General features: G+C 75.1%; 18 protein-coding genes. 12 read left to right on the forward strand and 6 right to left on the reverse strand.

The window, feature by feature from the left end:
* Positions 1 to 22 precede the first annotated feature (22 nt).
* The 3 genes from ccrA to mce all read right to left on the reverse strand — a co-directional run bounded on the left by ccrA (position 23) and on the right by mce (position 2,832).
* Complete coding sequence (gene ccrA, locus ECOMGDLI_RS21250) at positions 23 to 1,360, reverse strand: crotonyl-CoA carboxylase/reductase (RefSeq protein WP_088318860.1); 1,338 nt, start codon at positions 1,358 to 1,360, stop codon at positions 23 to 25.
* A 149-nt stretch (positions 1,361 to 1,509) separates the two neighbouring features.
* Complete coding sequence (locus tag ECOMGDLI_RS21255) at positions 1,510 to 2,388, reverse strand: LLM class flavin-dependent oxidoreductase (RefSeq protein WP_088318861.1); 879 nt, start codon at positions 2,386 to 2,388, stop codon at positions 1,510 to 1,512.
* Between the two features lie 12 nt (positions 2,389 to 2,400).
* Positions 2,401 to 2,832, reverse strand: coding sequence for a methylmalonyl-CoA epimerase (gene mce, locus ECOMGDLI_RS21260; protein ID WP_088318862.1), 432 nt, complete (start codon positions 2,830 to 2,832; stop codon positions 2,401 to 2,403).
* Positions 2,833 to 2,953: 121 nt separating this feature from the next.
* Between mce and ECOMGDLI_RS21265 the strand changes: the two genes are divergently transcribed.
* On the forward strand, positions 2,954 to 4,156 hold the full coding sequence (locus ECOMGDLI_RS21265; protein ID WP_088318863.1) for an acetyl-CoA C-acetyltransferase: 1,203 nt from the start codon (positions 2,954 to 2,956) through the stop codon (positions 4,154 to 4,156).
* A gap of 32 nt (positions 4,157 to 4,188) precedes the next feature.
* The gene (meaB, locus tag ECOMGDLI_RS21270; RefSeq protein ID WP_088318864.1) at positions 4,189 to 5,157 is read left to right on the forward strand and encodes a methylmalonyl Co-A mutase-associated GTPase MeaB; all 969 of its coding nucleotides are present in this window, start codon (positions 4,189 to 4,191) and stop codon (positions 5,155 to 5,157) included.
* A gap of 95 nt (positions 5,158 to 5,252) precedes the next feature.
* Here the strand turns inward: meaB and ECOMGDLI_RS21275 are convergent, their stop codons facing one another.
* Positions 5,253 to 6,305: a diguanylate cyclase gene (locus ECOMGDLI_RS21275; RefSeq protein WP_143447831.1), complete on the reverse strand. Its 1,053-nt coding sequence runs from the start codon at positions 6,303 to 6,305 to the stop codon at positions 5,253 to 5,255.
* A gap of 279 nt (positions 6,306 to 6,584) precedes the next feature.
* On the opposite strand from ECOMGDLI_RS21275, the gene ECOMGDLI_RS21280 reads away from it, so the two are divergent.
* From ECOMGDLI_RS21280 to trxA, 3 genes are all read left to right on the forward strand, one after another.
* On the forward strand, positions 6,585 to 6,911 hold the full coding sequence (locus tag ECOMGDLI_RS21280; protein WP_088318932.1) for an MTH1187 family thiamine-binding protein: 327 nt from the start codon (positions 6,585 to 6,587) through the stop codon (positions 6,909 to 6,911).
* Positions 6,908 to 8,815 (forward strand): hypothetical protein, encoded by a 1,908-nt coding sequence (locus tag ECOMGDLI_RS21285; RefSeq protein WP_088318866.1) that lies wholly within the window; start codon positions 6,908 to 6,910, stop codon positions 8,813 to 8,815. The genes ECOMGDLI_RS21280 and ECOMGDLI_RS21285 overlap by 4 nt, the downstream gene beginning before the upstream one ends.
* Positions 8,816 to 8,993: 178 nt before the next feature.
* A complete protein-coding gene (gene trxA, locus ECOMGDLI_RS21290) occupies positions 8,994 to 9,926 on the forward strand; it encodes a thioredoxin (RefSeq protein WP_198955068.1) in 933 nt (310 codons plus the stop codon).
* A gap of 25 nt (positions 9,927 to 9,951) precedes the next feature.
* Here trxA and ECOMGDLI_RS34795 read toward each other — a convergent pair whose 3' ends face one another.
* The gene (locus ECOMGDLI_RS34795) at positions 9,952 to 10,119 is read right to left on the reverse strand and encodes a hypothetical protein (RefSeq protein WP_158221094.1); all 168 of its coding nucleotides are present in this window, start codon (positions 10,117 to 10,119) and stop codon (positions 9,952 to 9,954) included.
* Positions 10,120 to 10,313: 194 nt separating this feature from the next.
* Here ECOMGDLI_RS34795 and manA point away from each other — a divergent pair, with 194 nt between their 5' ends.
* A complete protein-coding gene (manA, locus tag ECOMGDLI_RS21295; protein ID WP_158221095.1) occupies positions 10,314 to 11,636 on the forward strand; it encodes a mannose-6-phosphate isomerase, class I in 1,323 nt (440 codons plus the stop codon).
* 251 nt (positions 11,637 to 11,887) lie between these two features.
* On the opposite strand, the gene ECOMGDLI_RS21300 is transcribed toward manA, so the two are convergent.
* Positions 11,888 to 13,120: a response regulator gene (locus ECOMGDLI_RS21300; RefSeq protein WP_088318869.1), complete on the reverse strand. Its 1,233-nt coding sequence runs from the start codon at positions 13,118 to 13,120 to the stop codon at positions 11,888 to 11,890.
* Between the two features lie 143 nt (positions 13,121 to 13,263).
* On the opposite strand from ECOMGDLI_RS21300, the gene ECOMGDLI_RS21305 reads away from it, so the two are divergent.
* From ECOMGDLI_RS21305 to ECOMGDLI_RS21330, 6 genes are all read left to right on the forward strand, one after another.
* Positions 13,264 to 14,910: a PAS domain-containing protein gene (locus ECOMGDLI_RS21305; protein ID WP_158221096.1), complete on the forward strand. Its 1,647-nt coding sequence runs from the start codon at positions 13,264 to 13,266 to the stop codon at positions 14,908 to 14,910.
* Positions 14,907 to 16,154 (forward strand): response regulator, encoded by a 1,248-nt coding sequence (locus ECOMGDLI_RS21310; RefSeq protein ID WP_088318871.1) that lies wholly within the window; start codon positions 14,907 to 14,909, stop codon positions 16,152 to 16,154. The genes ECOMGDLI_RS21305 and ECOMGDLI_RS21310 overlap by 4 nt, the downstream gene beginning before the upstream one ends.
* Positions 16,155 to 16,317: 163 nt before the next feature.
* A complete protein-coding gene (locus tag ECOMGDLI_RS21315; RefSeq protein ID WP_088318872.1) occupies positions 16,318 to 16,857 on the forward strand; it encodes a hypothetical protein in 540 nt (179 codons plus the stop codon).
* Positions 16,858 to 16,861: 4 nt separating this feature from the next.
* Positions 16,862 to 18,511 carry an archaeosortase/exosortase family protein gene (locus ECOMGDLI_RS21320; RefSeq protein WP_088318873.1) on the forward strand — a complete coding sequence of 550 codons (1,650 nt, stop codon included), beginning with the start codon at positions 16,862 to 16,864 and terminating at the stop codon, positions 18,509 to 18,511.
* On the forward strand, positions 18,508 to 20,289 hold the full coding sequence (locus ECOMGDLI_RS21325) for a glycosyltransferase (RefSeq protein ID WP_088318874.1): 1,782 nt from the start codon (positions 18,508 to 18,510) through the stop codon (positions 20,287 to 20,289). Before ECOMGDLI_RS21320 ends, ECOMGDLI_RS21325 begins: the two co-directional genes overlap by 4 nt.
* Positions 20,286 to 22,559, forward strand: a complete 2,274-nt coding sequence (locus ECOMGDLI_RS21330) for an acyltransferase family protein (RefSeq protein ID WP_158221097.1) — start codon at positions 20,286 to 20,288, stop codon at positions 22,557 to 22,559. The genes ECOMGDLI_RS21325 and ECOMGDLI_RS21330 overlap by 4 nt, the downstream gene beginning before the upstream one ends.

Genomic DNA, 22,559 nt, shown 5'->3' on the forward strand with positions numbered 1-22,559 from the left:
CTCCTCGGCCCGCGCAGTGGGCCTATACGTTCCTGAATCGCATGATGGCCTCGAGATGACGCTCGCGGGTCACCTCGTCACGCACGCCGAGTCCTTCACCCGGCGCCAGGCAGATTACCCCGACCTTGCCCTGGTGGAGGTTGCGATGGACATCAAATGCCGCTTCCGGCGCAAGATCGAGTGGGTATGTCTTGGACAGCGTGGGGTGAACGAGCCCTCTTGCTACCAGATCGTTAGCACGCCATGCCTCTGAGTAGTTGGCGAAGTGCGAACCGACGATCCGCTTGAGGTTCATCCAGAGGTAACGGTTGTCGAACTCGTGCATGAAACCGGACGTCGAGGCGCACGTGACGATGGTGCCGCCGCGCTTGGTGACGTAGACGCTCGCGCCGAACGTCTCGCGTCCGGGGTGCTCGAAGGTGATGTCGACGTCCCGGCCGCCGGTGAGCTCGCGGATCCGGGCGCCGAGGCGCTTCCACTCCTTCGGGTCCTGGGTGTGCTCGTCCTTCCAGAAGCGGTACCCCTCGGCCGCCCGGTCGATCACGAGCTCGGCGCCCATCTTGCGGCAGATGTCGGCCTTCTCCGGGCTGGAGACGACGCACACCGGCGTCGCGCCGGACGCGAGAGCCATCTGGGTCGCGTAGGACCCCAGACCGCCCGAGGCGCCCCAGACGAGCACCGTGTCGCCGAGCTTCATCGCGGCGCCGTTCGTCGAGACGAGCTGGCGGTAGGCGGTGGAGTTCACCAGGCCGGGGGAGGCGGCCTCCTCCCACGTGAGGTGTGCCGGCTTCGGCATGAGCTGGTTGGACTTCACGAGCGCGAGCTCGGCGAGGCCGCCGAAGTTCGTCTCGAAGCCCCAGATCCGCTGCTCCGGGTCGAGCATCGTGTCGTCGTGACCCTCGGGCCGCTCGAGCTCGACGGACAGGCAGTGCGCGACGACCTCGTCGCCGGGCTTCCACATGTGCACGCCGGGGCCGACCCGCAGGACGACGCCGGCGAGGTCCGAGCCGACGACGTGGTAGGGCAGGTCGTGCTTCTTGGCCAGCGGCGAGGACCGGCCGTACCGCTCGAGGAAGCCGAACGTCGAGACCGGCTCGAAGATCGACGTCCACACGGTGTTGTAGTTGATCGAGCTCGCCATGACCGCGACGACCGCCTCGCCCGGGCCGAGCTCCGGCGTCGGGACGTCCTCGACGTGCAGGCTCTTGCGGGGGTCCTTGTCGCGGGTCTTGAGCCCCTCGAACATCCCGGCCTCGTCCTTGTGGACGGTCAGCCCGCGGTAGTGGTCGGGGACGGCGATCGCCGCGAAGTCCTCGCTCGTCGCTGTGCCGGACACGATGGCGTCGCGGATCTCTTTCACGGCAGGGCCTCCAGACGGTCTTGGTGCCGGGCTCGTTCGCGAGGGCGGAACGTTCACGCCCTCCTCTGCGAACGTAGCCAGGGCACGCGGACGGCGACACGGACCTACCGGTGACGAGGGTCACCAGATCGGTGGTTTGCCCGGGGCCCTCAGTCGGCGAGGTGCGGGGCGACCTGCGCGGCGAGCGCGACGAAGGCCTCGTGGTCGGTGACGTCGCCCGTCGGCTGGAGGATCACGGCGTCCGCGCCGGCGTCGGTCCAGCGGCGCAGCCGCCTCGCGACCTCCTCGGCGTCGGCACCGTGGACGCCGACCTCGCCGTCCGGGTCGATGCCGGGCCACAGCCGGGCGTCCGCGCGCAGCCGCTGCTCGGCGTCCGCCCCGACGGCGGCCATGACGAAGACCGTGACCCGGTGCCGGTCCGTCCGGCCGCCGGCCGCGCGGCCGGCGTCGATCGCGGTGCGGGCGGCGCGGACCTGGTCGGGGGTCGTGCCGCCGGTGAGGACCGTGCCGTCGCCGAGCTCGCCGGCGAGCGCGAGGGTCTTCGGGCCGGTCGCGCCGACGTGCACGGGGACGGGGGCGGACGGCGGCCAGTCGAGCCCGACGTCGTCGAGCCGGACGTACGTGCCGGACGTCGTGACGCGCCGCCCGGCGAACAGGTCGCGGTAGGCGGTGAGGTGCTCGCGCATGAGCCCGAGCGGGGACGCCGGCCGGGCGCCGACCTGGGCCATCCAGTCCTGGACGCCGTGCCCGACGCCGAGGACGAACCGGTCGGGGAACAGCCGGGCGAGCGTCGCGACCTCCATCGCGGTGATCGCGGCGTTGCGCAGCGGCAGCGGCAGGATGCCGATGCCGAGCCGGACGCGCGTCGTCCAGGCCAGGGCCGCGGCGGACGCCGTGAGGCCGCCCTCGCGGAAGCAGTCCTCCCAGAGCCAGAGCTCCTCGACGCCCGCGTCGTCCGCGGCGACGGCGACGGAGCGCAGCCGCTCGGGCGGCAGGGCGGGGACGAAGATCGCACCGACGACGGTCATGCCGTCATCGTGTCAGTGCGTGTGCTCCTTCGCCGGTTCGACGAGCTCGACGAGGACGCCGCCGGCGTCCTTCGGGTGCACGAAGTTGATCCGGCTGTTCGCCGTGCCGCGCCTGGGCTCCGGGTAGAGCAGCCGGACGCCGCGCTCGCGCAGGGTCGCGCAGACGGCGTCGACGTCCTCGACCCGGTACGCGACCTGCTGCAGGCCCGGCCCGCTGCGGTCGAGGAACTTCGCGATCGTCGACTCCGGGGTCAGCGGCGCAAGGATCTGGATGCACGAGCCGGACGAGCCGACGCCCATCATCGCCTCGTGGACGCCCTGCTCCTCGTTCGTCTCCTCGTGGAGCAGCTCCATGCCCATGACGTCGCGGTAGAACGCGACGGCGGCGTCGAAGTCGGGGACGGCGACACCCACGTGGTCGATCGCGGTGAAGAGCTCCTTCATGGCTTCACCGTAGCGAGGCCGCCGCGGACCTCCGTGTGACGAACGTCGCTGGGCCGGGCATGGTCGTGGGAGGGCACGTCGTTACGTTGGAGGCAGCTGCCGTCGACGCCAGGAGGACCTCATGACCGACCCCGCCCGCACGTCCGTGATCGTCGCCGGGGCGCGGACCCCGATGGGGCGCCTCCTCGGCTCGCTCAAGGACTTCTCGGCCACCGACCTCGGCGGCGTCGCCATCAAGGGCGCGCTCGAGAAGGCCGGCATCTCCGGCGACCAGGTGCAGTACGTGATCATGGGCCAGGTGCTCGCGGCGGCGGCCGGGCAGATCCCGGCGCGCCAGGCGGCCGTCAAGGGCGGCATCCCGATGAGCGTGCCCGCGCTGACGATCAACAAGGTGTGCCTGTCGGGCATCGACGCGATCGCGCTCGCCGACCAGCTCGTCCGGGCCGGCGAGTTCGACGTCGTCGTCGCGGGCGGCCAGGAGTCGATGACGCAGGCGCCGCACGTGCTCACCGGCTCGCGCGAGGGCTTCAAGTACGGCGACACCAAGCTCACCGACACCATGGCGTTCGACGGTCTGTGGGACATCTTCACCGACCAGGCGATGGGCGGGCTCACCGAGAGCGCGAACGAGGCCGACCGCGCGTTCACGCGCGACGAGCAGGACGCCTTCGCGGCGCGCTCGCACCAGCTCGCGGCGCAGGGGTGGAAGAACGGCGTCTTCGACGACGAGGTCGTCCCGGTCGAGATCCCGCAGCGCAAGGGCGACCCGGTCCTGTTCAAGGAGGACGAGGGCGTCCGCGGTGACACGACCGCCGAGTCCCTCGGCCGGCTGCGCCCCGCGTTCCGCAAGGACGGCACGATCACCGCGGGCTCGGCGTCCCAGATCTCCGACGGTGCGTGCGCCGTCGTCGTCATGAGCAAGGCGAAGGCCGAGGAGCTCGGTCTGACCTGGCTCGCCGAGATCGGCGCCCACGGCAACGTCGCGGGCCCGGACTCGACGCTGCAGGACCAGCCGGCGAACGCGATCCTCGCGGCCTGCGCGAAGGAGGGCATCACGCCCGCCGACCTCGACCTGCTCGAGCTCAACGAGGCGTTCGCCGCCGTCGGTCTCGCGTCGACGAAGAAGCTCGGCGTCGACCCGGACAAGGTCAACGTCAACGGCGGCGCCATCGCCATGGGCCACCCGCTGGGGATGTCCGGTGCGCGGATCGCGCTGCACCTGGCCCTCGAGCTCAAGCGCCGCGGCGGCGGCGTGGGTGCGGCCGCGCTGTGCGGCGGCGGCGGGCAGGGCGACGCGCTCATCGTGCGCGTGCCGAAGGCCTGAGAACCGCTGCCCCGCATGGAAGGGTCGACCTCGTGAGCCGACCCGTCGACGTCCCTGCCCTCGTCGGGGGAGCGCGCGCGGGGAGCCCGCGCGCGCTCGCCCGGCTGCTCTCGCTCGTCGAGGACGCGCACCCCGCGCTGCGCGAGGTGATGGCCGCCCTCGCGCCGTACGGCGGCCGGGCCTGGGTCGTCGGACTGACCGGCTCGCCGGGCGTCGGCAAGTCGACGACGACGTCCGCGCTCGTCGGCGCGCTGCGGGCCGAGGACCTGCGGGTCGGCGTCCTCGCCGTGGACCCGTCGTCCCCGTTCTCCGGCGGCGCGCTCCTCGGCGACCGGATCCGGATGCAGGACCACGCGACGGACCCCGGGGTGTTCATCCGCTCCATGGCGACCCGTGGTCACCTCGGCGGTCTGTCGTGGGCGACGCCGCAGGCGTTGCGGGTCATGGACGCCGCGGGCTGCGACGTCGTCCTCGTCGAGACCGTCGGCGTCGGGCAGAGCGAGGTCGAGGTGGCCTCGCTGGCCGACACGACCCTCGTGCTCCTCGCACCCGGCATGGGCGACGGCATCCAGGCGGCGAAGGCCGGGATCCTCGAGATCGGCGACGTGTTCTGCGTCAACAAGGCCGACCGGGACGGCGCCGACGCCACGGTTCGCGACATCGAGCACATGGTCCGGCTCGGCGGCGACGGCCGGGCGCCCGGGGCGTGGCGGCCGACCGTGGTCAAGACCGTCGCGGCCAAGAACGAGGGCGTCGCGGAGCTCCTCGCGACGCTGCGCTCGCACCACACGTGGGCCGCGTCCTCCGGCGAGCTCGACCGGCGCCGCCGCCGCCGGGCCGCCGGCGAGATCGAGGCGATCACCGTGACCGCGCTGCGGCAACGCATCGGCGACCTGACGACCGGTCACGGGCTCGAGGACCTCGCCGCCGACGTCGTCGCCGGCCGCACCGACCCGTGGGCGGCGTCCGACCGGCTGCTCGCGCACCTCACCGCCGGCTGAGCCGGCGCTGCCCGCACCACCCTCACACGTGAGGGCAGAGCAAAGCGTCCGCACGGTCGACCTGTCGACCGGGGCTCGGCCCGGGCGGTTTGGGGTCAGTCGCCGGGGCGGTTGGCGAGCCAGCGCAGGCCGAAGGCGGAGTCGCCGGGGCCCACGACGCGGTTGCCGCCGAGCTGGCGGGCCTCGTCGAGGGCCGAGTCGGCGGCGATGAGGAGAGTCTCCGCGTCCGTGCAGCGCTCGTCGAGACCGGCGACGCCGACGGTGAGGGCGAGCGGCGGCAGGCGGTCGGCGACCTCGGTGCGCAGGGCGTCGGCGAGCAGGAAGGCGTCGTCCGGGCCGATCCCCGGCAGGACGACGGCGAAGACGTCGCCGCCGAGCCGGTAGACCCGGTGCGGGTGACGCTCGTGGAGCAGGGCGGCGACGTCGGCGAGGAACGCGTCGCTGCGCCGGCGGCCGAGGGTCGAGGTGACCGCCTCGAGGCCGCCGACCTGGGCGACGAGGACCGACAGGGACTGCTCGTCCTGGCGGACGGCGGTCACGACGGCCTCGAGGTCGACCGGGAAGGCCCGGCGGGAACCGGTGCCGGTGAGGTCGTCCGTGCCGGACAGGTGCACCTCGTCGCGGTGCCGGCGCAGCAGCCTGCGACCGCCGAGCAGGAGCATGAGGGGGACGGCGCCCAGGGCGCCGAGACCGAAGACCATGAGCAGGCTGCGGCGCAGCGCCGCGGACCGGCTGCGGGCGTCGTCCTCGTCCAGGGTGACCTGGAGCCCGACGACCTCCGTCCGGAGCCGGACCGGCACCGTGACGACGAGGACGTCCCGGCCGCGGAGCACCGCGGCCCGCACCGACGTCGCGTCGCCCGGCGGGGCGTCCACGACGGTGGCGCCCTCGATGCCGCGCTCGGTGGCCAGATCGGTGACGTCCGCCTCCAGGGCGGCGCGGTCTCCCGGGCCGTCGGCGAGCCGGGCCTCGGCTCCCGCGGCGACGTCGACGACACGGCTCACGGCCTCCCGCTCCATCGCCCGGACCGTGAGCCGGTCGGCGAGGACGGACTGCAGGCCGGCCGTCACGAGCCCGGTCAGGAGCACCGCGAGGACGAGCCGGGTCGCGAAGGACCCTGCCCGTCGTGCCCATGCCGCGTGACGCATCCGGCCCTCCATGGCGATGCTCGTCGCGGACCGTCCTGGTCCGCGGCTCGCGGGCCGTCGTGGCCCGCTCGGTGCGTGAGCCGTCCTGGCTCACGCGAGACCTGTCGGCGGTCGTGACGGTTGTATGAGGGTCCACCTGGGTGGCGCCGAAACACTCACGCAACGTCGAGCACGTGCTCACGCGGCGTCGATGCCCGGCGTCGCGTGGGTCACATCGGCCGTGCTCCTGCCGCCGCGCGCCGAGATGTGGGTCAAGACCGCTCGGTTACTGTCGTGACCATGCTCGTCGCTTTCTCCGTGGCCCCCTCGGGCGTCGGCGACTCGGTCAGCGAGGCCGTCGCCGATGCCGTCCGCGTCGTCCGCGAGAGCGGCCTGCCGCACCGCACCGACTCGATGTTCACGACGATCGAGGGTGACTGGGACGCGTGCATGGACGTCGTCCGGCGGGCGGTCGAGGCGTGCCAGGCCCACGGCGACCGGGTCTCGCTCGTCCTCAAGGCCGACGTCCGGGCCGGGCGCACGGGGGAGATGCAGGCCAAGCTCGACCGGCTGGAGGCCGCGATCGAGCGGCACGGGCCGGCCGCCGAGCGGCAGGGGACCGTATGACGGCCGGCCGCGGGGTCCTCGTCGCACGGCTCGCGGCAGCGGTCGCGGCCCTCCTCGGGCTCGTCCTGCTCGTCGTCGGGGCGACCCGCGGCGGCTCGGACGGCGCGGGCGACCAGGCCTCGGCCGGTACCACCCGCCTCGACGGCGTCGTCGCGGTGACCACCCGCCCCGACGTCCTCGCCGACGGTGCGAGCCGGGTCCGGCTGGGGGCGTCGGCGACGACCTCCGGGGCCACCGTGTTCGTCGGTGTCGCGCGGGCGGACGACGTCGCCGCCTGGGTCGGCGACCTCGCCCGCGTCGACGTGCTCGGCGCCGGCGAGGAGGGCGCCCTCGACATCGCCCGCACCGGCACGACGACGACCGCCCCCGACCCGGCCCGCGCGGACATCTGGGCCGCCACCGCCACCGGCCAGGGCGCGGCCCGGCTCGACTGGACGCCGGCCCCCGGGCAGTGGCGCGCCGTCGTCGTCGCGGGGACGGCGGCCGGCGGTCTCGAGCGGGTCGACGTGGGCTGGGTCCGCCCGGCAGGCGGCTCGTCCGCGCCGGCGTTCGTCGCGACCGGCCTCGTGCTGCTCGTCGCCGGTGCGGTCGCGCTCCTCGTGCTGCGCCGGCGCGGCGGCCGGTCGGACGACGAGTTCTACGACGACTTCAGCGGCTACGACGACGACACCGACGACACCGACGAGACGGACGACACCCGCGGCGGCGGGGGCACCGGCGCCCCGCGCGGGCCGGGAGCCGGCGGCCCGGCCACCGCCCACGACCCGGACGCCACGACGACGATCCCGCGCGTGCACGGCCGGCGCCGGGCCGGGACACCGCCCTGGGCCCGCGTCGTCCCGCTCGCGCTCGCCGTGTCGCTCGGTGCGACCGCCTGCAGCGCAGGGTCGTCCGGCGGGACCGCGACCGCGGCCGGCCCGGCCGCAGCGGCGGGGACGGCGTCCGGCGCGTCCGCCGGGGCCGCGGTCCCCGCCTACCCCGCGGTCCTCGTCCCGCAGGCGGAGAACGTCCTCGACAAGGTCGACGCGGCCCTGGCCGCCGCGAACCGTTCGGGCAAGGTCGCCGACGCCCAGGGCCGGGTCGTCGGCCCGTACGCGCGGCGCCTCGCCGCCGAGCTGAAGATCCGCGAGAAGGCGGGGACGCCGTCCACGAACGCCGCCGCGAGCCCCACCACGAGCGCCTCGGAGAGCGCCACTGCGACCCCGACGTCGACGGCCGGGATGGCCCGCGACCGGCTCGTCCTCACCCGTCAGGCCGGTTGGCCGCGGTTCTTCGTCGTCGCCGGCTCCGCGCCCGGCCGCCCGACGCCCGTCGTCCGGGTGCTCGTGTCGCCCGCCGCCCGGGACCCGTACGGGGTCTGGGCCGAGCCGGTGCTCCTGCCCGGGGCCTCGCTGCCGGGCGTCCCGGCCGCCGCGCAGGGCGCCGAGGTGCTCGCGGCGGACGCGACCGGCCTCGTCGCGACCCCGGAGCAGGTCGCGAAGGGCTACGCGGACGTCCTCACGAACAGCACGAAGAGCACCTCGTCGAAGCTCTTCGCCCCGGACGAGTTCCGCCGGCAGGTGTCGTCGCGGGTCGCCGAGGACCGCCGCGGCGTCGCGGCCGTGGGCACCGTGACGAGCACGCACACGCTCCTGCCGGACGGGGTGCTCGCGTTCCGGTCCGCGGACGGGGGTGCGGTCGTCGTCGCGGCCGTCGAGCAGAAGTACACGGTGACGGTGAAGGCCGGTGCGGGCTCGGTGCGGGTCGACGACCGGCTCGAGGCGCTCGGCGGCAAGCGGTCGTACGCGAAGAAGCTCGAGCGCACGTCCGTCGAGGTCGTCGTCCTCACGGTGCCGCCCGCGGGCGGCGGACTCGTGCGCGTCGTCGCGGCGTCCAAGGACGACGTCGCGGTCTCCGGCTCCTGACCGGGCATCCCGGTCACGGGTCGTACCCGCTCCGTGGCACCATCGTCCCAGCACATCGACGCGGAGCGACGCCGCCGCCGGTCGGACCGGTCCGGCGGCCCGCGTGCACGGACGGCGTGGACGCCGGTAGAGAGGACCCGAGGACCATATGACCACCCAGCCCGGACCCGGACGGCCCATGTCCCTGCGCGGGGCCGTGGACCTGTCGACGCTCGCCAAGCCGCAGCCCGCGGCCGGTGCCACGGGCGGGGGAGCGGCGGGCGGCGGGTCCGCCGCGTCCGGGTACGTCATCGACGTCACCGACGACTCGTTCGTCGCGGACGTCGTCGAGCGCTCCTCGACCGTCCCCGTCATCATCGACTTCTGGGCCGAGTGGTGCGGGCCGTGCAAGCAGCTCTCGCCGATCCTCGAGAAGATCGCCGCGGACCTCGACGGCCGGCTCCTCGTCGCGAAGGTCGACGTGGACGCCAACCGCCAGCTGGCCCAGGCCTTCCAGGTGCAGTCGATCCCGACCGTGTTCGCCGTCCTCAAGGGGCAGCCGGTCGCGCTGTTCCAGGGCGCGCTGCCGGACGCCCAGGTGCGCGAGGTCGTCGCCCAGCTCCTGCAGGCCGCCGAGGCGAACGGCGTCACCGGCCGGATCGAGCTCGCCGCGGGCGACGCGGACGAGGCCGAGGACGCCGAGCCGGTGGAGGAGCCGCTGCCGCCGCACCACCAGGCCGCGTACGACGCGATCGACGCCGGGGACTACGACGCCGCGATCACGGCCTACGAGGCCGCCCTCAACGAGAGCCCCGCGGACGAGATGGCCCGGGTCGGCCTCGCGCAGGTCAAGCTCCTGGCCCGGACGGCGGACGTCGACCCGCAGGTGGCGCGCGCCGCCGCGGCCGCCGACCCGACCGACGTCCAGGCGCAGATCCTCGTCGCGGACCTCGACCTGCTCGGCGGGCACGTCGACGACGCGTTCTCCCGGCTCGTCGACACCGTGCGGGTGACGGCCGGCTCGGACCGCGACACCGTCCGCGTCCACCTCGTCGAGCTCTTCGACGTCGTCGGGGCCGACGACCCGCGCGTCGCCCAGGGCCGGCTCGCGCTGGCGAACGCGCTCTTCTGACCCGGCCTCTGACCCGGCCGGGGCGTCAGCGGCCGAGCGCCGCCCGGAGCCGGGCGAGCAGTCCGCCCTGCGGCCGGTACCGCGGGCAGCGGTCGCACAGCGAGCACTCGCTGCCGGCGCGGTAGTGCTCGTGCGCCGGGCGCGGGTGCCCGCAGCGGCAGACGGCCGCGTCGGCGCCGGCGGGGGTGCTCATGGGCCAAGCCAACCACGCGACCGCCGCGCGACGGACGGCGGCCCGGCGGCGGCGGGGCAGCGTTCCTGCCCGACGTGGTGACAGAAACGGCGTACGCAGGTGCGCTCAGTGACCGAGGATGAGGCATGCGGTCGACAGGATGCAGTGAGGTGCACGTCTCAGGTGCGGCGGGGAACGACGGGACCGGACCGCGGGTGTTGACGACGTCGCCCGACCCGACGACCCAGGAGGGACCCATCACCGACGACCTCGTCCTCACCGGTGCCCCCGCGGGCACCCGGCCGCGCACCGCGCCGCGGCTCATGCGCAACGCGGTGCAGCGGTACGACTGGGGCTCCCGGACGGCGCTGGCGCGGATCCAGGGCCGGGCGCCGGCGGGTCACACCGAGGCCGAGCTGTGGATCGGTGCCCACCCGCTCGCGCCGTCCGCGCTCCGCGACGTCGACGGGCACGAGACGTGCCTGGCCGACGAGGTCGGCGCCGACCCGCTGCGGACGCTCGGTGCCGCGTGCCTGGCCCGGTTCGGGCCCCGGCTGCCGTTCCTGCTGAAGATCCTCGCGATCGACCGGGCGCTCTCCGTGCAGGTTCACCCGGACGCCGCCCAGGCCGCGGCCGGCTTCGCCGCGCAGGAGGCCGCCGGGGTGCCGGCCGGCCCGGGCCGCCGGTTCGCCGACCCGTACCCCAAGCCGGAGCTGCTCGTCGCGGTGACCCACGTCGAGGCGCTCGCCGGGTGGCGGACCGCACCGGAGGCCGCCCGGCTCGTCGACCTCCTCGACGGCGCGCGCGCCGAGCGGCTGCACGCCGCGGTGACGACGGAGGGCCTGCCGGCCGCGCTCGCGCTCCTCGCCGGCTGGCCCGCGCACGACCGGGCCGCCCTGGTGGCGGACGTCGTCCGGGGCGTCCGGGTCGCGCTCGCCGGCAGCGCCGTCGAGCGGGACGCCGACGCGCTCGCGGCGCTCATGTGGGTGCACCGGCTCGTCGGTCAGCACCCGGGCGACCCCCTCGTCCTCGCCCCGCTGCTGCTCGACGTCGTCCGGCTCGCCCCCGGCGAGGGGCTGTTCGTCCCCGCCGGCGTCCCGCACGCGTACCTGTCCGGCCTCGGCGTCGAGATCATGGGCGCGTCCGACAACGTCGTGCGCGCCGGGCTGACGCCGAAGGCCGTTGACGTCCCGCTCCTGCTCGACCTGCTGGCCCCGGACGCCGCCCCGGTCGTCGCGCACGGCCGGCCCGTCACGGCGCACGAGGTGGTGTGGGCGCCCCCCGCCCGGGAGTTCCGCCTCGGCCGGATCGTCGTCGGCCGCGGCGACGTCGTCACCCCCGCCGCGCTGCCCGGGGCGGACGCCGGTCCGCAGATCTTCCTGTGCCTCACCGGCTCCGTGGACGTCCTCGCCGGGACGCACCGCGTGACGATGCGGGCCGGTGAGTCGGTGTTCGTCGGGGCCGACGTGGACGTCGTCCGGCTCGTCGGCGACGGCGAGGTCTACCGCGCGTGCGTCGGGGAGCACGACGCGGTCTGACCGTCAGCTTCCGTGGGACCCCATGGCCGTTCCTCTCCCCGTGCGGCGCCACCGCCTGCCGTGCCGCGCACGGCGGGTGGCGGGGCCCGGGACCCGGGCCCGCACCTCGACGCTAGCCACGGGTGCCGACGGACCGCACCGGTGCGGTGCAGGTCCGTACGACCCCGGACAGCCCGGACGGCCCCGGACGGCTCCGGACGGCTCCTGACGGCTCAGGGGTGCTCGCTGCGGCGGGCGGGACCGGCCCCCGGTCAGGCGTCGACGACGAGGACCTCGAGCGGCTCGACGATGCCGACGGAGCGTTCGAAGTTCTCGATCCGCGTCGCGAGCACCTCGGTGACCTTCTCGCCCTTGCGGACGAGCACGAGGCCGGTCGTCGTGACGATGTCGCAGGCCAGCACCATCCCGGCCCTGATGTGCGCCGCCCGCACCTCGACGAGGCGGCCCTTGGGCTCCAGGCCGTCCGAGGCGACGAGCACGGCGTCGAGCACCGCCTGCGGGAACCGGCCGGTCCGGCCGAGCGCCCGGACGACGTCCCGCGGGGCGAGCCCCGCCTCGTAGCCGGCGAGGAAGCCCGAGACCGCCGCGAAGGCGGCGGCCGCCGTCCCCTCCCGGTCGCCGGCCGGCGGCACCGGTTCCTCGGGGGCCGCGGGGTCGGGCAGCTCGACGAGCTGCGCGCCGACCCAGGCCGCCACGGTCCCCAGCCGGGGGATCCGGGCCAGCAGCCGCTCGGCGAGCGCCGGGTGCGCCCGGTACATGAGGGCGTCGTCCTCGGAGAGCCGGCGGCCGACGACGACGTCGTCGAGGACCGTCGGCGGCACGGCCACGCACCCGACCTGGCTGAGCATCGCGGCAAGCGGCAGCCGCCAGTCGTCCTCGAGGCCGAGCGCGGCGGCGGTCCCCGCGGTGAGCGTCCGCATCCGGTCGGTGCGGGTCGCCGCGGACGGCGTCGCGAGCGACAGCACCTCGGTGAGGACGTCGACGGCCCCGCCGAGGGTGCGCTCGAGGAGCTCGCGCTCGGCCCGGACGAGCTCGTGCTGGCGCAGCGCGGCGTCGAGCGCCCGGGTGAGGTCCGCCGGCTCGCAGGGCTTGGTGAGGAAGCGGAAGAGGTTGGCGTTGTTGACCGCCGAGATCGTCGACGTGAGGTCGGCCTGCCCGGAGAGGATGAGCATGACCATGTCGGCGTCGAGGGTGCGCACCGCGGCAAGGAACTCCGCCCCGTTCATCGCCGGCATCATCATGTCCGACACGACGACGGCGAACGGGCGGCCCTCGGCCTCGGCCGCGCGGACGGCGGCCAGCCCCTCCTCGCCCGAGGTCGCCAGCGTGAGGTCGTACCGGCCGCGCAGCGTCCGCCGCAGCGCGTCGAGGATCCGCTGCTCGTCGTCGACGAGGAGGATGCGTCGTCCCTCGGGGGCGTCCGTGCGCTGGGCGGGCACCGCGGCACCGGCCTGCGCGGGAGGGGTCTGCGGGAGCAGCGTCATAGGTGCTGTCTCGGCCGCCGGGGCGCCGTTCTCAAGGGCCGGGCGCGCGGCCGCGCCCGGACGTCACCCGCGCAGAGGCTCAAGGGGGCTGCACCGTGGGCCGATCCGGGGATGTGGACCACGCCCAGGACCCTGCCCGTGACGTGCCGGCCGACGAGACCGCCCGGCTGGCGCTCGTCGCGCGCCACACCGAGGACGGTGTCGTCATCAACGGCGCCGACGGCAGGATCGAGTGGGTCAACGAGGCCTTCGAGCGGATGTCGGGGTACAGCCGGGAGGCCGCCGTCGGCCGACGGCGGGTCGACCTCGTCCGTGGCCCGTTCACCCGCACCGCCGAGTTCGCCCGGCTCGCCAACGAGCTCGCCGCGCTCGCGCCCGCCACGGCCGAGTTCGCGACCCGCACCAAGGACGGGCAGCCGTACTGGGTCGCGATGTCCGTCAAGCCGGTCGTCGAGGACGGCCGGGTCGTCGGCTCCATCGGCGTCGAGCGGGACGTCACCTCGCGCCGGCAGGCCGAGGAGCGGGCCCGGCAGACGCTGCGCCGCGCCGAGTCGCTCGCGGTCGCCCTCAGGTACGAGAAGACCCTGCTCACCCGGGTGCTCGGCACCATCCCGCACGTCGTCTGGTGGAAGAACGCCGACCTGCGCTACGTCGGGGCCAACACCGCCTTCCTCACGCTGCGCGGCGTCCGCAGCCAGGCCGAGATCGTCGGCCGGCTCGAGGGCCAGCTCGACACGACCGACGAGCTCGGGCCGCAGATCGCCGCCCTGGAGAACCAGGTCGTCGCGACCGGCGAGCCCGTCGTCGACGCGACGGTGACGCTCGTCCCGCCCGGCGGCGAGGTCCGCACGATCCTCGTCAGCGTGCTGCCGAACACCGAGGGCGGCGAGGTCGCCGGCGTCATCGGCATCGGCGCCGACATCAGCCAGGTCACCGAGCTCGAGCGCCAGCTCGCCCAGGCGAGCCGCCTGGAGTCGATCGGCCAGCTCGCGGCGGGCATCGCGCACGAGATCAACACCCCCGTCCAGTACGTCTCGGACAACACCCGCTTCGTCTCCGAGTCGTTCAGCGGCGTCCTCGCCGGGCTCGAGCAGCTCACGGCGCTGACCCAGGAGCCGGACGCCGCCGCGCTGCGCCGCCGGCTCGGCGAGGTCGTGTCGTCCCTCGACCTGGACTTCGTCGCCGAGGAGGTGCCGAGCGCGCTCGCGCAGTCCCTCGAGGGCCTGGAGCGGGTCGCGCAGATCGTCCGGGCGATGAAGGACTTCTCGCACCCGGGCACGGGGCGGGTCCAGACCGACCTCAACAGGGTCGTCGAGACGACGGCGCAGGTCTCGCGCAGCGAGTGGAAGTACCTCGCCGAGCTCACCCTCGAGCTCGACCCCGCGGTCGGGCTCGTCCCGTGCTTCGAGGGCGAGCTCAAGCAGGTCGTGCTCAACATCATCGTCAACGCCGCCCAGGCCATCGACGAGCGCCGCAAGGCCGAGGGCACCGACGCGCTGGGGCACCTCGGGATCTCGACGCGGCGGCTCGGCGACGAGGCGCTCATCGTGATCAGCGACGACGGCACCGGGATGGACGAGGCCACCGTCCTGCGCGTCTTCGATCCCTTCTTCACGACGAAGGGCGTCGGCAAGGGGACCGGCCAGGGGCTGTCCCTCTCGCACTCGATCGTCGTCGTCAAGCACGGCGGCCGCATCGACATCCGGTCCAAGCCGGGACACGGCTCGACCTTCACCATCGCACTGCCCTACGCCGTCGCCGACGACGCCGAGGGCGAGGAGACACCGTGAGCCGCAGCATCCTGTTCGTCGACGACGAGCCCCACCTGCTCGCGGGGCTGCGCCGGATGCTGCGCTTCAAGCGCGGCGAGTGGGACATGACGTTCGCGTCCGGCGGTGAGGAGGCGCTCGCGGTCATGGCGCAGACGCCCGTCGACGTCGTCGTCTCGGACATGCGGATGCCCGGCATGGACGGCGCGCAGCTGCTCGCCGAGGTGCGCCGCCGGTACCCCGCGACGTCCCGGATCATCCTGTCCGGCCACGCCGACCGGGCCTCGATCATCAGCGCCATCGGGCCGACGCAGCAGTACCTGTCCAAGCCCTGCGACGTCGAGGTCCTCGTGGCGGCGCTCGAGCGGGTGCTCGGCGTCCGCGACCTCGTGACCGACGACCGGCTCCGCCGCGTCCTGGGCGACGTCGAGTCGCTGCCGAAGCCGCCGGCCGTCTACGAGCGGATGCTCGCGATGGCGTCGGACCCCGACTGCAGCCTCGACGACGTCGTCGCGGTCATCGAGGACGACGTGGCGACGAGCGCCGAGGTGCTGCGGCTGGTCAACTCCTCGTTCTTCGGGCTGCCCGCGCGGGTCGAGTCGGTCGCCCGGGCAGTGAGCCTGCTCGGGCTCGAGACGATCCAGGCCCTCGCCGTCGCGGGGGCGGTCTTCGGCTCCGGCGGGGGACCGGCGCGCGGCCTCGACCTGCACGCGCTGAGCCGCCGGGCGCTCCACGTCGCCCAGCTCTCCAAGGCCTTCGCGGTGAGCGACGGCTGGTCCCGGGACGCCGTCCACGACGCGTTCTTCGCCGGGCTCCTCCACGAGGTCGGCATCACGGTGCTCGCCGGGGCGCACCCCGACCAGTGGCAGGCCGTGTGCGAGCGCGGGCCGCTCGACCCGTGGGACGCGCACGACGTCCAGGCCGCGGCCTTCGGCTGCTCGGCGACCGAGGCGTCCGCGTACATCCTCGGGCTCTGGGGCTTCGGGGACAGCGTCGTCGCCGCGATCGCCGACCAGCCGGCCCGCCCCGGCGACCTGACGGCGACCCCGGCCGCGCACGTCCTCACGGTCGCCCGGCTCCGCGCGCACGACCCCTCTGCCCCGGTCGTGGCCGACCCGGTGGGCTTCCTCACCGACGAGCGGCTGCGGGCCTGGGACGTCGCGGTCGCCGCCCAGCCCGCCCTCCAGGCCCCCGGCACCCCGGCCCGGGTCCCCGGCCAGGCCGGTGCACCGGCCGGCGAGACCGCGGCCCACGCGCACGGGTAGCCGCGCCGCCGTTTCCGGCGCCCGTCGACCGTCCGGTCGGCGGGCGCCGTCGCGTTCCGCCGTCCGGGTGGAGTCCGTCGCTAAGGGTTCATCCGCGGCGTGCCGATCACCTGGTCAGCCGCAACCCGTACGGGGTGCGGGTGACGACCCCGGAAGGACTGCCATGCCCACCGCTGGAACCCACCGCAGGTGGCGACGCGCGACCCAGGCCCTGGTCCTCGTCGCGATCGCCCTCGGCACGCTGCTGCCCGCCGCCCCGGCCATGGCCGCCGCGATGAAGGTCCGCGACGTGACGATCGACTGCGCCGGTGACACCGTCGCCGGCCACGTGACGATGACGTCCGCCGCGACCGGCACCATGACGGCCGAGCTGTACGTGTCGAACACCTCGCGGACGCCGTCGAAGATGACGAAGATCGGCAGCCAGGTCGTCAAGACCGGCCCGTGGATGAACGAGGTCGCGTACGGCTTCGACCTGACGAAGCTCGGCACCGGCAAGCACTACACCTGGTACCGGGTCAAGGCGACGATCGGCACCTCCAGCCGGTTCTCGGCCGCCGTCGGCGACCCGACGTGCGCACCGCCCGCCGAGGTGCCCGAGGCCGGCGTCGCCGGTCTGGTCCTGCTCGTCATGGGTGCCGCCGCCGGCGGCGTCCTGTGGTTCCGCTCGCGGGCGTCGCGCTCGCAGATGTCGGCCGCCTGAGCCGATGACGCTCACCGCCCCGACGGCGACGCCCGGAGCACCCGCGGCGGTACCGGCCCACCGGTCGGTCCCGCCGCGGGTGCGGGCGGCGCTCGCCGTGCTCGCCGCCGCCGTCGCGTTCGCACCGAGCCTGTCCGGCCTCGTCGCGGACCTGCGCTACGGCGCACCGACGGGTGACCTGCTCGCCGTCCCGCTCGTGGCCGCCGTCATGCTCGACGCGACGGTGCGCTCGGGGCGTCGCGTGTGGTCCGGCAGGCTCGGGCACGGCGACCTCGTCGCGGCGGGCGGCCTCGTGGCCGCTGCGTTCGTCCTGCTCCTCATCCCCGCCGGCAGCGCGTCGAACGGCCGCTGGCTGACCCGGCTCGACCTGCTCGCGCACCCCCTCGCCCTCGCCGCCTTCGCGGTGCTCCTGCTCGGCATGCGGGCGCTCGCGGTCGCCGTCGTGCCGCTCGCCTACGGGCTGCTCGTGTGGCCCTGGCCGGTGACCTGGCTCAACGTGCACGCCGTCGGCCCGCTCGCCCGGGCCACGTACGAGGCGTCCGGCCACGCCGCCCAGTGGCTCGGCGCGGCCCGGATGGTCGACGTCGGTGCCGAGAACACCCTGCGCATCGGCACGGGGGAGCGGGCCTTCGAGGTCGTCGTCGCCCCTGCCTGCTCCGGCATCACCGGCATCGCCGCGTACCTCGTCGTCGCAGGCGCGGTGCTCGCGCTCTCGCACGGCCGGCTGCGGGCCCGGCTGGTCTGGCTCGGCTGCGGCGTCGCGGCGGTCTGGGTCGCCAACGTCGTCCGGGTCACCGGGCTCGCCGTCGCCGGCGACCGGTGGGGCGCACCCGTCGCCCTCGACCTGCTGCACCCGGTGGCCGGCCTCGCCCTCGACGCGGTCGTCGTCGTCGCGCTCGTCGCCTCGATGCAGCGCTTCGGACTGCGCTGGACGCCGTTCGCCACCGAGGCACCGCCCTCGCCCCAGACCCCCGCGGCCGACCTCGCGCCGCCCTCGGCCCGCTCGCTCGCCGTCCGCGGCGGCCTCGTCGCCGCGCTCGCGGCGACGTTCCTCGTCACCACACTGCACGTCGCCGGCCCCGCGGACACCGGGCTCGCCGCGGCACCGCGCAAGACCCTCGTGCTCGCCGACCTCGCGGCGGTCGGCGGCGACGCCGAGTTCCTCGGCCGCGAGGAGTGGTCGAAGGTCTACTTCGGCAGCAGCTCGGTGTGGAACCGGTACCGGGTCAGCACGGCGTCCGGCGGGAGCGTCTGGGTCGACGGGCTCGTCGTCACGGACGGCGACGCGCTGCGGGCCCACGACGTGCTGTCCTGCTACAACTTCCACGGCGCCGAGGTCGCGGCCCAGGAGACGGTCCGGCTCGACGGCCGGGTCACTGCGACCCGCCTCGTCGTCCGGCAGGCCGACGGCGAGCAGTGGCAGACCCTCTGGTGGGAGTGGCCGGTCCTCACCGACGCCGGGCTGCGCCACGAGCGGGTGACCCTCTTCGTCGGCGGGCTGCCGCCCGCCGCCACGCCCGCGGGAGCACCGGCCGGCGCCGGTGCGCGCGGCGGCGCCCCGGTGCTCGTCGACCCGGCCGTGACCCGGACGCTCGTCGAGACCGCGGAGCGGGTCGTCGAGCAGGCCCTCGGCCGCACGGCGGTGGCCCGGTGACCGCCCCGGCGACGACGCGCCCGGTCCGCGGTGCCCGGCGGGCGCCCCGCACCGGCGAGCCGCCCCGCGCCGAAGGGCTGCCGGCGGCGCCGTCGGCCGACGAGCGCTACCTCTACCTCGGCCCGCAGGCCCGGGTCTACCCGCTGGTCCAGGGCGCCATGAGCCTGGCCGTCGGGGTCGCGGTCGTCGTCTTCTTCGGGTCGCACGCGCAGACCGCCGTCTTCGTCGCACCGGCCGTGCTCACCCTCGTCGCCGGGGCGCTCTCGACGTGGTCGACCTCTGCCCGCCGCCGGGTCGAGCTCGACGACCACCGGGAGCTCGTGGCCGCCTGGCGGCCGGCCCGGGTGCCGTCCGTCGACGTCTTCCTGCCGACGGCGGGGGAGCCGGTGGCGTTGCTGCGCAACACGTACGAGCACGTCGCGCGGCTGAGCTGGCCCGGTGAGCTCGCCGTCCTCGTGCTCGACGACAGCGGCCGGCCCGAGGTCGAGCGGCTCGCCGGCGAGTACGGCTTCACGTACCTGTCCCGGCCGGACCGGGGGCGGCTCAAGAAGGCGGGCAACCTCGCCCACGGGTACGCGCACTCGGCGGGCGACCACATCCTCGTGCTCGACGCCGACTTCTGCCCGGCCCCGGACGCCCTGCGCGAGCTCGTGCCGTACCTCGACGACCCGCAGGTCGGCATCGTCCAGAGCCCGCAGTACTTCGACTCCCTCGGCCCCGCGACGTGGCTCGAGCGCGGCGCGGGCGCCGTCCAGGAGCTCTTCTACCGCTGGGTCCAGCCGGCCCGGGACGGCGTCGGCGCGGCGATCTGCGTCGGCACGAACGCCGTCTACCGGCGGGCCGCGCTCGAGGCCGCGGGCGGCTTCGCGCAGATCGGCCACAGCGAGGACGTCCACACGGGGGTCGCCGTGCTGCGCACCGGGTCCGGGCTGCGCTACGTGCCGGTCCTCGTCGCGCGCGGGCTGTGCCCGGACGGTGTCGCCGGCTTCGTCAGCCAGCAGTACCGCTGGTGCACCGGCTCGATGTCGCTGCTCGCCGACCGCGGCTTCCACAACGCCGGACTGCCGCTGCGGCAACGGGTCTGCTTCTGGACGGGCTTCCTCTACTACATCACCACCGGCATCAACGTGTTCGCCGGCCTCGCCTCCGCGGTCGTCATGCTCTGGGTGCTGCCCGAGCACGTCTCCCCGCTGCACTACCTCCCGCTCGTCCTCGCCGTCTGGGTCATGTTCGCCCAGTGGCGCCGGGTGTCCTGGGCGCACTACGACCTCAACGTCCTGCGGGTGCGGATGCTCTACAGCGTCGCGCACGCGCTGGCGGTGTGGCACGCCCTCACCGGCCGCACCCAGGAGTGGGTGCCGACCGGGGCCGCGACCCGCGGCGTCCCGCTGGCACGGTCGATCTGCCGGCTCGCGGCCGGGTGGTTCGTCGTCGCCGAGGTCGGGATCTGGACCGGTGTGGTCCGCGGCCTCGTCGTCGACGGACCGGGCCGGTTCTGGCTCAGCGCAATCCTCGGGGTCGTCGGGACCGCCGTGCTCGGCCCGGTCGTCGCGCTCGTGTGGCCGGAGACCGGCTGGCCGGTCCCGGTGCCCGCGGCGCTGCGCCGCCGGGCCGTGGACGCCGTGGCCGCGGTCGGTGCCGCCCGCCGGCGCCGCGTGACCCCGGTGTCCGACCTCGTCACGTGGCCGGAGGCACTCGCCGTCGCCTGCGTCTTCGGGCTCGTGCTCCTCGTGAGCGGCGGCCTCGTCGACGCCCTGCTGCCGGTGGTCGGGCCGTGACCGCACCGGTCCGGACGACGCCCGCACGTCCGTTCGGGACCGAGCCCGACGTCCCGGAGTGGCTGCTCGTCCCGGCACCGCGGCGTCCGGCCCCGCCGGCACCGCGTCGGCCCCCGGTGCCGCAGCCGCGGCAGACCCCCGAGGCGCCCGGGACCCCCGACCAGCACCGCGCACCCGCGGTGCTGCCGACCCTCGACGACTACGTGCCGCCGCCGCTCCCCGCCGCGCCCGCAGCGCCGCGCCCCGAGCCCCGGGTCGCCTTCCGGCCCGACGTCGAAGGTCTGCGCGGTCTCGCCGTGCTCCTCGTCGTCCTCTACCACGCGGGGCTGCCCGGGCTGACGGGCGGTTTCGTCGGCGTCGACGTCTTCTTCGTCGTGTCCGGCTACGTCATCACCTCGCTGCTCGTCGCCGAGGTGCGCGACCACGCGGGCGTCGGGCTGGCCGGCTTCTACGCGCGGCGCTGCCGGCGCATCCTGCCCGCCGCCGGGCTCGTGCTCGTCGCGACGTGCGCCCTCGGAGCGGTGCTGCTGCCCCCGCTGGCCCGCGTCGACCTGGCCCGCGACGTCCTCGCGAGCGCGCTCTACGGCGGCAACTGGCACTTCGTCGCCGAGCAGACCGACTACCTGCGCGCGGGCGGCGACCCGAGCCCGGTCCTGCACTACTGGTCCCTCGGGGTCGAGGAGCAGTTCTACCTCGTGTGGCCGTTCGTCTTCGTCGGGGCGCTCGCCCTGGCCCGCCGGCTGCGGATCGCCCGGACGACGGCGCTCGCTGGTGCGCTCACCCTGCTCACCGCCGGGTCCTTCGCGCTGAGCCTGCACTGGACGCAGACCTCGGCGCCGCTGGCGTACCTGTCGAGCCCCAGCCGGGCGTGGCAGTTCGCCGCCGGCGCGTGGCTCGCGCTCCTGCTGCCGGTCGTGGCCCGGCTGCGCTCGCGCCCGGCCCTGCTCGCACGCTCGGCCGCCGGTCTCGTCGGCCTGGTGACGCTGGGCTGGGCGGCCGCCCGGACCGTCGACGCCGGCTACCCCGGGACCCACGCGCTCGTCCCGACGCTCGCGACCGCGGCGCTGCTCGCCGCCGGCAGCGACGTCCCCCGGACCCGCGGACCGCTCACCAGCCGGCTGCTCTCCACGGCCGTCATGCGCCGTCTCGGCACGTGGTCGTTCACGTGGTACCTGTGGCACTGGCCGCTCATCGTGCTCGTCGCCGCCCGCTGGGGGGACCTCACGTGGCCCGTGCGGCTCGCCGTCGCCGTCGGCGCGCTCGGGCCCGCGGCGCTGACGAGCCGCTGGGTCGAGCGGCCGCTGCGGCGCAGTGCCGTCGTCTCGGCGCGGCCGCGCAACGGTCTGGCGCTCGGGGTCGCCGCGACGGTGGTCCCGCTGACAGTCGCCCTGCTTCTCGGTTCGGTCGTCCTGGACAGCGCGGACACCGATGGATCGGACCGGCTCGCAGCCGGGCGCGTTGACCGTTCCGTCGTACACTTCGACGACAGTCTGAGCTCAGGGCCGGTGCGACCTCGCCCGTTCGAGGCCGCGACCGACCTTCCGCCGATCGGACCCGGTTGCCACGCCGAGCTGGCCGACTCGCGCAGTCCCGGCTGCATCTCCGGGGCGACCGGCCCGAAAGGTCCTGTCGTTCTCTTCGGCGACTCGCACGCCTCGCAATGGATGACCGCCGTGACCGATCTGGCGAGGACGATGGGCACGTCGGTGCTGCTCCTCACCCACTCCGGATGCCCTGCGGCCCGGATCAGCGTCGCACAGGCTCAGGCGCTCACGCAGGCGTGCGACGCCTGGCGCGAGGACGCCCTGCGCAGGATCGAGGACGGCCCCACGCCGGCTCTCGTGGTGGTCTCCGGCTTCAACGGCTACCTGCGCCACCCGGCGGAACGGGAAGCCTCCTGGCGTCCGACGCTGAGCCGGCTCGTCGACGTGGGTGCGCCGCTCGTCTACGTCGCCGACTCCCCGCACCCCGACCGTGACGTACCCCGCTGCATGTCCGGTGCCGAGGACGACTGGACCCGATGCGCCTTCCCACGGTCGACCGCTCTGCGCACCGACCTCACCGCGGACGAGATCGCGGCGGGCGCGTGGCCGCGGACGTACCTCGTCGACCTCACCGACCTGCTCTGTCCGCCGTCGGGGCGGCGGGCGACCTGTCCGGCGGCCCGCGGGGGCGTCCTGCTGTACCGCGACGGGTCGCACCTGACCGACACGGCCGTGGGCGTCCTCTCACCGCAGTTCGTCGCGGCCGTCCACGCCCAGGTCGACTGA

Origin of the sequence: Kineosporia sp. R_H_3, from assembly GCF_002198675.1 — a bacterium.
Taxonomy (GTDB): Bacteria; Actinomycetota; Actinomycetes; order Actinomycetales; family Kineosporiaceae; genus R-H-3.

Excerpts from the sequence above, each read along its gene's own strand:
- ECOMGDLI_RS21255 (WP_088318861.1), bottom strand. The coding sequence starts at position 2,388 with ATGACCGTCGTCGGTGCGATCTTCGTCCCCGCCCTGCCGCCCGAGCGG.
- mce (WP_088318862.1), bottom strand. The coding sequence starts at position 2,832 with ATGAAGGAGCTCTTCACCGCGATCGACCACGTGGGTGTCGCCGTCCCC.
- ECOMGDLI_RS21265 (WP_088318863.1), top strand. The coding sequence starts at position 2,954 with ATGACCGACCCCGCCCGCACGTCCGTGATCGTCGCCGGGGCGCGGACC.
- ECOMGDLI_RS21275 (WP_143447831.1), bottom strand. The coding sequence starts at position 6,305 with ATGCGTCACGCGGCATGGGCACGACGGGCAGGGTCCTTCGCGACCCGG.
- ECOMGDLI_RS21280 (WP_088318932.1), top strand. The coding sequence starts at position 6,585 with ATGCTCGTCGCTTTCTCCGTGGCCCCCTCGGGCGTCGGCGACTCGGTC.
- ECOMGDLI_RS21285 (WP_088318866.1), top strand. The coding sequence starts at position 6,908 with ATGACGGCCGGCCGCGGGGTCCTCGTCGCACGGCTCGCGGCAGCGGTC.
- trxA (WP_198955068.1), top strand. The coding sequence starts at position 8,994 with ATGTCCCTGCGCGGGGCCGTGGACCTGTCGACGCTCGCCAAGCCGCAG.
- ECOMGDLI_RS34795 (WP_158221094.1), bottom strand. The coding sequence starts at position 10,119 with ATGAGCACCCCCGCCGGCGCCGACGCGGCCGTCTGCCGCTGCGGGCAC.
- ECOMGDLI_RS21300 (WP_088318869.1), bottom strand. The coding sequence starts at position 13,120 with ATGACGCTGCTCCCGCAGACCCCTCCCGCGCAGGCCGGTGCCGCGGTG.
- ECOMGDLI_RS21315 (WP_088318872.1), top strand. The coding sequence starts at position 16,318 with ATGCCCACCGCTGGAACCCACCGCAGGTGGCGACGCGCGACCCAGGCC.
- ECOMGDLI_RS21320 (WP_088318873.1), top strand. The coding sequence starts at position 16,862 with ATGACGCTCACCGCCCCGACGGCGACGCCCGGAGCACCCGCGGCGGTA.